Below are 278 nucleotides of genomic sequence, written 5' to 3'. Positions count from 1 at the left end.
AAGCCAATAAAAAAGCGCTGCACGGGCAGCGCTTTTTTCTAAAGCCGATTCAAGGCTCGTTAGGCCCATGACCGGACGACGCCGCGCGCCTCATTGCGCAGCCTGAACAAGCACGGGTTTGTCACTGTACAGATTGGGGAAAAGGCGCTTCAAACTTGCCACCTTCGGCAAATCGTAAAGCGCAATGTACCCCGAGTTCGGATGTTGCGTCAGGTAGTTCTGGTGATAGAACTCGGCTGGATAAAAGCCCTTGAACGGTTCCACCTTTGTCACGATGG

Annotated in this window: 1 protein-coding gene; it reads right to left on the bottom strand. The window is 53.2% G+C overall.

Translation table 11 applies throughout. From position 1 onward, the window contains the following. Positions 1 to 90: 90 nt before the first annotated feature. Positions 91 to 278, bottom strand: a 188-nt coding sequence (locus tag SB822_RS56655; protein WP_410859047.1) for a peptide-methionine (S)-S-oxide reductase, incomplete at its 5' end; no start/stop codon positions are given.

It is taken from the genome of Paraburkholderia sp. SIMBA_054, assembly GCF_046534875.1.
Classification (GTDB): Bacteria; Pseudomonadota; Gammaproteobacteria; order Burkholderiales; family Burkholderiaceae; genus Paraburkholderia; species Paraburkholderia hospita.
Note: the sequence above shows the minus strand (reverse complement) of the source record. Positions and strands in the feature narration are given on the sequence as shown.